Origin of the sequence: Acholeplasma oculi (assembly GCF_900166985.1) — a bacterium.
GTDB lineage: Bacteria > Bacillota_I > Bacilli_A > Acholeplasmatales > Acholeplasmataceae > Acholeplasma > Acholeplasma oculi.
This window is the reverse complement of the sequence record NZ_FUZK01000003.1, coordinates 188,438-199,351: the sequence shown is the minus strand read 5'-3', so window position 1 is coordinate 199,351 and position 10,914 is coordinate 188,438. Positions and strand designations below refer to the sequence as shown.

The following is a 10,914-nucleotide window of genomic DNA, read 5'->3' as shown; positions in this document are numbered from 1 at the left end:
TTACTTAAAGCAGGTGTCGTTACAATTACTGCAACTGCAGATGGGGTAAGTGACACACATGAAATTACAATTGCTGAATTAGTTTTAGATGTTGAATCTGTTGAAATTACTGGACCCGCTCTAGGTACTGTAGGGGATGAAATCACTTTATCTGCAACTGTACTTCCAGTAGACGCTACAAATAAAGCAGTTTCATGGACAAGTTCTGATGAAACATTAGCAACAGTTTCAAATGGTGTGGTTACATTACTTAAAGCAGGTGTCGTTACAATTACTGCAACAGCAGATGGAGTCAGTGATACACATGAAATTACGATTGAAGCAGCACCTGTTTTAGTTGAAAGTTTTGAAATTACTGGACCAAGTACAGGTCTTGTTGGAGAAACTATTACATTAGAAGTTACTGTATCTCCAACGGATGCTACCTATCAAGCGATTGATTGGACTGTTAACTTAAATTCTCTTGCAAGTGTTGAAGATGGAGTGGTAACTCTTAAACGTACAGGTAAAGTGCTTGTAACTGCTACAATCAATGGTGTTTCAGATACATTTGAAATTACAATCCAAGAAGCGGTTGCTATGATTGGTGATGTATCTTATGCATCCATTCAAGATGCAATCAGTGCAGCAGTAGCAAACGATACGATCACCATTAAAGGTGGAACTTATGGAGACATCATTCAAGTCAATAAATCTAATATCTCATTTGTTCCTGCATTAAATGAACGTGTTATTTTTACAAACCTCATCCAATTATCAGATAATTTAGTCAATATTTCATTTGTTGGATTTGAATTCACTTTAAATGCACAAATAAAGAGTGCAGGTACATTAAAAGGATTTGAATTTAAACAAAACTTAGTTTATGATACATTATTAACTGGTTCAGGTTATTTACCAGTATCTCGTACCAATGTCAATGCATTTATTCAGTTCTATAAATTAGCAGGTGCTAATTTATTTGGAGATATCCATATTGAAAACAATATCTTTACAAATATTCAATCTGATATTATTTCACTGGATAGAACCATGGAAAATTCAGAAATTAATATCCGATTCAACGAATTTAGAAACTTTGCAATCAGTGCAATTCGCTTTGATGGTGGATATAATAATGGTACATACAATATAATAGATAATTTATTTATGAATGATGAATTAAGTGGATTTAGTGCAATTACCTTTAGAGCAATCGCTCCAGAGGCAGGTAAAACTCAAACTATCATCATTGATCAAAATGAGTTTATCAATATTGGGGTTACCTCAAGAAATAGAGATGGTAATCAACCAGGTTCTGGTGTGATTACATTCTCTACATTTAATGGTAATCCAACCAATATTTCTATTACCAATAATGCGTTTACACATACATTTAATAGTGTTCACTTAAGAGGAGATGCGGCAAATTGGGCAGCAACTGTTTCAGGTAACACATTTAAAGATACATTAGGTTATATTTATTTTGAAACAGTTAAGAAAACTGTATTTGAAAATAATACATACCTTGACCGTTTAGGTGAAGCAGTTGATGCAAACAGAGTATTAACAGTAGATGATCCTGGATTTAGATATATTCATATTGCAGCACCAGTTTTAGAAAGCTTTACAATTAGTGGACCTTTGAATGGACAAGTATCAGATGTTTTATCCTTAGAACTTGTTGCTACACCACCATACTTCGTATTTGGTGAAGTATCATGGGTAAGTTCTAATGAAGAACTTGCAACAGTTTCAAATGGTCAAGTGACATTACTTGGAGTTGGTGTTGTAACCATTACAGCAACTTATGAAACCATGTCTGATGATATTGAAATCACAATCACAGAAAAAATGGCAGCATATGTAAATAATGTGGGTTACGCAACCATTCAAGAAGCAATTAATGCGGCAGCAGTAGGTGAAGTTGTTATGGTAAACAACGGAACATTTGATGAGGCATTAAACATTCCAAAATCAATTGTCTTAGAAGGTAAAATGAATCAAACATCCATTCTAACTGGGAAAATTACAATTGCTAAAAACATTGAGAATGTTACAATTACTGGATTTAAAATGACTGGTAATTTCCAAGTTGTAAGTACTGGAACGCTCAAAGGATTTACATTTAGTCATAACCATATTTATGATACTTTACTATCAGCATCCGGTTATGCTCCAAACGCTAGAACCAATGTGAATGCAATCATTCAATTCTATGTCGGTTCTGGAACCAATATTTTTGGAGATATTCATATTCTTCATAATACATTTAACAATATCAAATCAGATATTATTGCACTGGATAGAACCATGGTTGGAACTGAAATCAATATTCGTAACAACGAATTCTTAAACTTTAAAGTTGGAGCAATCCGTTTTGATGGTGGTTACAATAATGGAACATACAATATTGAAGATAACACATTCAAAAATGATTTAAAGCAAGCAGAAGCAGCAATTGTCTTTAGAGCATATTCTGCATCTGCTGGTAACTTACAAACCATTAACATTAAGAGAAATCTATTTGAAAATATTGGTAATGAGTTGAGTAATCCAAGTGATAACTATCCACAATCCGGAGTTATTGTAACATCTACATATAACTCATTAAATATTGACTTTAATATTATGGAAAATGCGTTTGTCAATACGCATAACTCCGTACATTTAAGAAAAAATGAATCTACAACTAAACTTATTTATGATGTGGATGTTATTGGTAATACATTTGAAAATCCAACGGGATATGTATTCTTTGAAGATGGAGAAATCGCTGCATTTACAGATAACATCTTCCTAGATCAATTTGGACAAGAAATTGATGCATCAAATATCAGTACAGAAATCACAGCTACAAAACGTGTGATTAAAGTCAATGCATTAGAAGCAGAATACGTTATTATACGTTATGTATTTAATGCAGAAACAAATAGCTACGATATTACAGAAGAAGTTAAAGTAGGCGTTGTGGGTTCAAAAGTGACTATACTTCCAAATCCTGCATTAGGCTTTTACACAGAGTTTGATCAGTATGAAGGTATCATAGAACCAGACGGCTCATTAGTCATTGAAATTTATTATGAAGTCTTTGTAAACTCATTTACCTATGAACTTGAACTTAATGGTGGTAACACCTTATATCCTGACCGTGATGCGATGGTAAATGATTGGATTAGTGATTATAACTTATTTGGTGGAACATCCTATACCATTGGTGAACTTCCAAGAGATACATTTGGTACAAGTATCAATATCCATACATTCTTCTTTGATCAAAGATTTAGAGATAAATGGTTATGGGTTGCAAAATATTTAAGTGTTGTAGGATCTTCTACAAATAAAGCATCTGCAGCAAATATTGTTTCAAGAGAATCTGCTCAAGCATTTGATGCTGCAAATGGAAATTACCGATATGCATTCTCATATGAAGTAAGAGGATTCATGGATGGTCGTAAATTTACAGAAAATGCAAACTGGCAATCTGCTGATTATAGTATTAGAGATTTAAAATATGGTTTCTGGAATCACTTAATTGCTGATTTACAACCAACCACTTTCTTAAGTGAATCTGAATTACAAGTACTTCCTGTAAATGTTTATTTAGAAAACTATGAGTTTATGGGATGGTATTTAAACCCTGAGTTTACAGGAGAACGTATATATGAAATATCAGAATCTACCAAACTATATGCAAAATTTGAAGAGAAAAATCCAGTGACTGAACTTATCATTAAGAATCCAATCGAAGAAATGACAAAAGGTGATGTATATCAACTGGATATAGAAATCTTACCTTTAGATGCATTTAATAAATTATTACTTTATACATCCAGTGATTTAAAAGTTGTTGGTGTATCTCCAACAGGAGAATTAACTGCACTCAATAGTGGGATTGCTGTTATAACGATTACAAACCATAATGGTGAAATTATTACAACAATGGAAGTAGTTGTTCATCCTGCAGCAGATATCACATTAGAATTTAGTGCAGGCTTTAACGGATTTATTCAAGCAGGCCATGAGTTTAGCATGACTGCTATAGGATTCGGTAAAGACAATCAAGGAAAAACATATACATATGTACCTGAAGAAGATGGTATTTTAGAAGTTATTGGAAACAATACATTTAAAGCATTATTACCAGGTACAACATTAATTGATATCTTTGATGGTGCAGAATTAATCTATACCTATAAAGTCGTTGTACAAGGGGAGTTAGATGCAGAAGACAGAGTCGATCAATTACTTTCATTATTAGGACAATCTAATAATGCAGTGGTTAATGGATTAAATGTCATTACTTACTACACAGCATCTCAAGAATGGTCTGATCCAAGATATGAAAGTGTGAACCTATTCTTATTTGACGATTTTATCGTTGATAGAACATCATTCCCAGCAGACCCTACGAAGTTTTCAAATCGTTTAATGAGTTCTGTTGAGTTTGTCTTAATCCATGATACAGCAAACTTAAATAGTGGATTACTCAGTCATGGTTCATTCTTTGCAAATCCAGCTAATAGTATTGGTATTCACTATACAACAGGAGATTACGGAATTATTGGTAGTCTACCAGATGAATATGTCGGATGGCATGCTGGAGATGGTACTGCATCATCCTTCGAGTGGCATCCAACCGGTATTATGGCTCTTAATAGTGATAAACCAGTAATTGACATTTCCGTTGATGGATTCTTTACATTTAATGGAATTAAATCAACTGTAGAGGCACCTCGTGGAGATAATAACCAAATTCTAGATAAATCATACTTTACGTATCAAGGTCCAACATGGGATATCATCGAAGGTCAATATGTTATCGGTACCCACTGGTTTGCAAAAACACAACAAGCAAGAGGTGTGATTGCATCTCGTGGTGGTAACCTTAACTCCATCGGTATTGAAATGAATATCAACAGAAATGGAGATATCATTGATACGGTACAAAGAACAGCTAAGTTGGTTGCAAATCTCTTAGAAGAAAACAACTTAAGCAATAACCGTGTGATTATGCATAATACTACTGATGGTAAGGGTGATCCATACACATTAAATAATACAATTTATAATGGAACATGGTATTTTGATAGATTTATGGAACATGTAGCTATTGAAAGGCTTGTTCTTGCAAACTTTAGTGATGCAATCATTACATTCCAATCAGATTCACCACTCGTTTCTAGTACTGGACGTGTCATTGGAATGCCTGAATTTACAACAGAAGTAGAATATACGATTACTGTTGAAATCGGAGGGGTTTCAAAATCTATAACATTAACATCAGTTATTCCAGGAACAAACACTTGGAATCAACATTACGGATTCTTTAAACCAACTCAAGCTTGGGCAAAATCAGATTACCGTAAATAAGTAAAATAAAAACCTGAGTCTAGAAGTGATATTTCACTTCAATGACTCAGGTTTTATTATTTAAATTTATTTTTTAGCTGCTAAAACTTTTTTAAGTTTAGCAAATCTTGGTAAACCATTTACTTTTTTAAGTTTCGTTTCACCTTGGATTAATGGTAATGCATAGTTGATAAAGTCATCTGTTAAACCCTTACCATCAGGTAAGATCCATTCAGCAGGAACTTTTCTTTCAGCATTTGCAACAATCTTTAATGGAAGAAGTGGGAATTTAGCTTTATACTTATCGCCATCTGCTCTTCTAATACCAACAAATTTATCCGTTGTACCACCAACAGCCTTTTTAACTGCGATGGATCCTACTTTGAAAGCCTCATCAATATCCGTTTGGCTTGCGATATGAGCAGCACTTCTTTGTAATAATGAGAATTCGATAGCACGAGTTTTCACACCGAACTTTTCTCCTACGTGGTTTGCAAGGATACTTGCAGTACCACCAAGGTTAGCATGTCCGAATGCATCTCTCTTGATATCGGCTTCTAATTCAGGAATATATTTTCCTTCTTTAGTTTTGATACCTTCAGAAACAACAACAAATACAGATTTACCTGTTTTTAATAAATCGCCTACTTGACTGTAGAATTTATCTAAATCAAAATCAACTTCTGGTAAGTAGATTAAGTCTGGTTGTACACCACCAACTTTTGCTAAACTTGCAGCAGCAGTTAACCAACCCGCATTTCTACCCATGACTTCAACAATGACGAATTGTTGTGTGTTATATACTGTACCATCTAAGTATAATTCCATAATAGATGTTGCAACATATTTAGCAGCAGAACCATAACCTGGTGAATGGTCGATTCCAAATAAGTCATTATCAATTGTCTTAGGTACACCGACAACACGGCATTCCCAACCAGATTTCTTCATGAATTTAGAAATCTTTAAACAAGTATCCATAGAATCATTACCACCGTTATAGAAGAAATAACGGATGTTATATTTCTTGAATATCTCAAGTAATCTGTTGTAATCTGTTGGATCTTTTTTAACATCTTTTAATTTATATCTTACAGATCCAATTGCAGATGATGGAGTATACTTTAATAATTCAAGTTCTTCAACATCTTCTTTTCTAATATCGTAGAAGTTTTCATCTAAGATACCTTTGATACCATGAGCTGCACCATAAATCTCAGTGATTTCTTCATGTTTTAAAGCCTCTAAAAAAACGCCTGCTGCAGACGCATTAATCACTGATGTAGGACCACCAGATTGACCGAGTAAAGCAGCACCAACTAATTTTGCCATAATATACCTTCCTTTATATAAAAATTCCATATTAAGTTTATCAAACTATCACTTAATTTGCAAATGGTTGTATCCAATTACAGACGAAAACTTCTAAAATATATGAAAGAATGGTAAGAAAACATTTTATTTATAACTTTTAATGTCTCTTTTCATAAAATAACATATAATCTAACATCGGGTGAATAAATTTTATAAATTGAAACATTTGTTCACCGTTTTCATTATTTTATTATATAAATCATGATATAATTATAAAGGCGTATGAGGAGGTATGACTAGATGAAAATTGCAGTTTTAACTTCAGGAGGAGATGCACCTGGAATGAATGCAGCCATTCGTGCTGTCGTTCGTACAGGAATCGCATTCGGACATGAAATATTTGGTGTATTGGATGGGTATAGAGGATTACTTGAAGACAACTTTATTCCATTAACATCCAAAGATGTATCGGGTATGTTAAGTGCTGGTGGAACCATGCTTGGAACAGCAAGAGTTACAGAATTTAAAGAAGTTCCAGTTCAAATGGTTGCTATTGACAACTTAACAAACAGAGGTATTGATGCGTTAATCGTTATTGGTGGAGATGGATCTTACCGTGGTGCACTTGCATTACACGAATTAGGATTTCAAACCATTGGTATACCAGGAACAATTGATAATGACGTTTATGGAACGGATTTTACAATCGGATTCCATACCGCATTAAATACAATTGTTGATGCGATTGACAAATTAAGAGATACATCATCATCTCATAGAAGATGTTCGATTATTGAGGTCATGGGTAGAACCTCAGGTGACCTTGCATTATACGCAGGGATTTGTGGAGGTGCAGAATTTATTATTACTCCAGAAAACCCAATTAATAAAGATAAATTAATTTCTACTTTAAAGAAACATAATGACGAAGGTAGAAGACATGCCATCATTGTTGTAACAGAGCAACAATTTGATGTGCATAAGCTTGCAGCTGAGATTTCTATAAAATCAGGATTCAGTTCTAGAGCAACTGTCTTAGGTTATATCCAACGTGGTGGAAGACCAGTTGCTGAGGATAGAATCTTAGCATCTCGTATGGGTTCATATGCGGTTGAGGCAATTATGCAAGGTGTGAGTGGTGAGTGTATAGGTATTAAAAACGATAAACTTGTAACAAGTCCACTTGCAGATATTGTCAATCATCCAAAAGAACGCGGCGAATTATACGACTTAGTTCAAAAAATAAGATAAATTAAATTATAAATATGAAAGGTAAAAATATATGAAAAAAACAAAAATTATTTGTACATTAGGGCCAGCATCAGAAGATAAAGCAATCATGACACAATTGATTAAAGCTGGTATGAACGTTGCTCGTTTTAATTTCTCACACGGAGATTACGAAGAACATGGTAATAGATTAAAAACAGTTCAAGCAATCAATGAAGAACTTGGAACACATGTTGCATACTTACTGGATACTAAAGGACCAGAAATTAGAACACATGAGTTTGATGGTAAAGTAGAGATCAAGAAAAACTCAGAAGTAAGAATTGCATTTACACCAGTACTTGGTAATGCAGAGAAATTCTCAGTTTCATATCCAGGTTTATTTGATGATATGAAAGTTGGAGAATTTGTTACAGTTGATGATGGTTACTTAACTTTAGAAGTTATTGGTAAAGATGCAGAAGCAAAAGAATTAATTACAGTTGCTAAAAATACGCATGTTGTTAAATCACGTCGCGGTGTAAACGTTCCTGGTGTTGTACTTAATATGCCTTTCATTTCAGAAAAAGATGAAAATGATATTAAATTTGCTGCAAAAATGGGTTATGACTTTGTTGCTGCAAGTTTCGTAAGACGTGCAGAAGATGCAAAAGCTGTTCGTGATATCTTAGATAACAATGGTGGAAAAGATGTTCAAATCATTGCTAAGATTGAAAACCAAGAAGGTATGGACAACTTATCTGAAATTTTAGAAGTCGTTGATGGTATTATGGTTGCTCGTGGTGACTTAGGAATTGAAGTTGCTGGAGAATTAGTACCTTTATATCAAACAGAAATGATTGATCAATGTTTAGAAGCTGGTAAAGTTGTTATTGTTGCAACTCAAATGCTAGAATCTATGCAAAAAAACCCAAGACCTACAAGAGCTGAAGTGAGCGATGTCTTTAACGCAGTTCGTGAAGGAACATCTGCAACCATGTTAAGTGGAGAATCTGCTGCTGGGGATTATCCAATCGAATCTGTTAAGAAAATGGCTACAATTGATCTTAAAGCTGAAGAATCCGTTGATTATGATGCATTCTTAGATGGATTCTACCAAGGTGAATCCAACATTGATGCAATTGCTCAATCTGCTGCGAAGCTTGTATTAGAGTATGAAGTAAATGCTGTCATTTCAGAAGGTGCTGATGTTGCTAAAGCATTTGCTAAATATCATTCACCAGCAATTAATATTGCTGTTGTAAAATCTGCTAAAGAAGCAAGATCACTTGCAATTCATTTTGGAGTATACCCAGTATTATCTAAAGATGAAGCTGCTGATGTTGTCGATAAACTTGGTTTAACTAAAGATGATTTCGTTCTAGAAATCACTCAAAGTTCAACAAAGCTTTTACAAGTAAAATAATACATTAATTGACAAGATGAACCAAGAATGCCAGGTAACTGGCATTTTGTTTCATCTTTTTTAATCTCTTAGGTTATAATGTTTATATAGAATAAAGATAAGTTACATTAATTGAGGTATTAAATCGTGAACACATATAAAAACCTTTGGCAAGGGTCATTCATTCGTTTTTTAGAATATGCACTCGACATATTCGTTATGATATTTAGCTTATTTACAGCCATTCAAATTCACCACTTTTTTGTCTATGGTTATTTTTTCCCTTGGAATCAAATTGTAGGTATGTATTGGTATTTTTATTGGTTCTTTGCATTACTTTATTTAATGGCTACAGCAATTATGTTTAAGGTATATCATACAACCATTGTCAATAACAGTTACCGTAACTCTATGAAAAATACAATGTTATCTATTGTATTCATGAATATACCTTTAATTGCTTATAACTTTATTAGATTGGATAACTTTATCTTTGAAACACCTTGGTATTTATTTGCAGTTGTAGGGATAGAAATTATAACCTATGCCTTATATAAATATATCTTTTATAGAATACTGGCTAGATTCGATAAAAGATATACCATGATTATCGGAACTAAAAATGAAGTGGATGCCTTAGCAAGCAAATTCATACTTTCTAAAGCACGCCATATGATGATTAAGTATTTAGTCTATGTGGGTCCCGAGGAAACCGTTGATGCATCTATTTTTGAACTCATTGATCAAGTTGATAATATATATATCACTGAAAACTTAGATGTTAAAGTTAAAGAGATGATTGTAGATTATGCATCTTTAAATAACTATAAAGAAGTTTATGTAGTTCCTAAGAAATTTGATATTCTGTTACTGGATTCAAAATTTGAAACCGTTGATGATACCATGGTTTTACGCAGTCAAAATATGCATTTATCCTTTGAAATGCGTTTTATTAAAAGAATAATCGACTTAATTGTATCTGTCATTGGATTATTAATTGCAGGTATACCGATGTTACTTGTAGCTTTAATTATTAAACTACAAGATGGTGGACCAGTATTTTATAAACAAGAACGTTTTAAAAGAGATAATAAACCATTTTATATTTTAAAGTTTAGATCCATGACATTTAAACAAACTAAAGAAATGGAACAAACACTCGCTACCAGAAATGATGCTAGAATTACACCATTCGGTAAATTCATTCGTGCAACACGCTTAGATGAGTTACCTCAACTCATCAACGTCTTCTTAGGTGAAATGACTTTAGTTGGTCCAAGACCTTTTATGAAGAGTGTTGTCGATGAGGCAACCAAGGAAAACCCTGACTTTAGATATCGAAGCAATGTTAAACCTGGAATTACAGGGTTATCCCACGTCTATGGTCGATATGATACAACACCTGAGGAAAGACTTCGATATGATTTACTTTATGTACGTCGTTGTAGCTTATGGCTAGATATTAAGATTATATTTTTAACAATTATTGTAGTATTTAGTAAAGATATGGGATTAGGTCGTGAAGAAAACTTTACGATTCATGATTTACTCAAATTAAAAAATAAAACATTAGAACCAATTACTTGCAGCAATTTATCAGTATTTGAACTAAAAAACAGTTAAAATACGCTATAACATTAAATTATAGGTATAAC

General features: G+C 33.3%; 5 protein-coding genes. 4 read left to right on the top strand and 1 reads right to left on the bottom strand.

The genetic code is table 11. From position 1 onward, the window contains the following. On the top strand, window positions 1-5,352 hold a 5,352-nt coding region (locus B5X49_RS06725; protein ID WP_211026757.1), incomplete at its 5' end, for an Ig-like domain-containing protein. Window positions 5,353-5,418: 66 nt separating this feature from the next. On the opposite strand, the gene B5X49_RS06720 is transcribed toward B5X49_RS06725, so the two are convergent. Beyond that, window positions 5,419-6,663, bottom strand: a complete 1,245-nt coding sequence (locus tag B5X49_RS06720; protein ID WP_045749018.1) for a 6-phosphofructokinase — start codon at window positions 6,661-6,663, stop codon at window positions 5,419-5,421. A gap of 282 nt (window positions 6,664-6,945) precedes the next feature. Here B5X49_RS06720 and pfkA point away from each other — a divergent pair, with 282 nt between their 5' ends. The 3 genes from pfkA to B5X49_RS06705 all read left to right on the top strand — a co-directional run bounded on the left by pfkA (window position 6,946) and on the right by B5X49_RS06705 (window position 10,882). Next, on the top strand, window positions 6,946-7,896 hold the full coding sequence (gene pfkA / locus B5X49_RS06715; RefSeq protein WP_045749019.1) for a 6-phosphofructokinase: 951 nt from the start codon (window positions 6,946-6,948) through the stop codon (window positions 7,894-7,896). Between the two features lie 31 nt (window positions 7,897-7,927). Continuing rightward, window positions 7,928-9,280, top strand: a complete 1,353-nt coding sequence (gene pyk, locus B5X49_RS06710) for a pyruvate kinase (protein ID WP_045749020.1) — start codon at window positions 7,928-7,930, stop codon at window positions 9,278-9,280. A 126-nt stretch (window positions 9,281-9,406) separates the two neighbouring features. Then, window positions 9,407-10,882 carry a sugar transferase gene (locus tag B5X49_RS06705; RefSeq protein ID WP_045749021.1) on the top strand — a complete coding sequence of 492 codons (1,476 nt, stop codon included), beginning with the start codon at window positions 9,407-9,409 and terminating at the stop codon, window positions 10,880-10,882. Window positions 10,883-10,914: the final 32 nt, after the last annotated feature.

Excerpts from the sequence above, each read along its gene's own strand:
- pyk (WP_045749020.1), top strand. The coding sequence starts at position 7,928 with ATGAAAAAAACAAAAATTATTTGTACATTAGGGCCAGCATCAGAAGAT.
- B5X49_RS06720 (WP_045749018.1), bottom strand. The coding sequence starts at position 6,663 with ATGGCAAAATTAGTTGGTGCTGCTTTACTCGGTCAATCTGGTGGTCCT.
- pfkA (WP_045749019.1), top strand. The coding sequence starts at position 6,946 with ATGAAAATTGCAGTTTTAACTTCAGGAGGAGATGCACCTGGAATGAAT.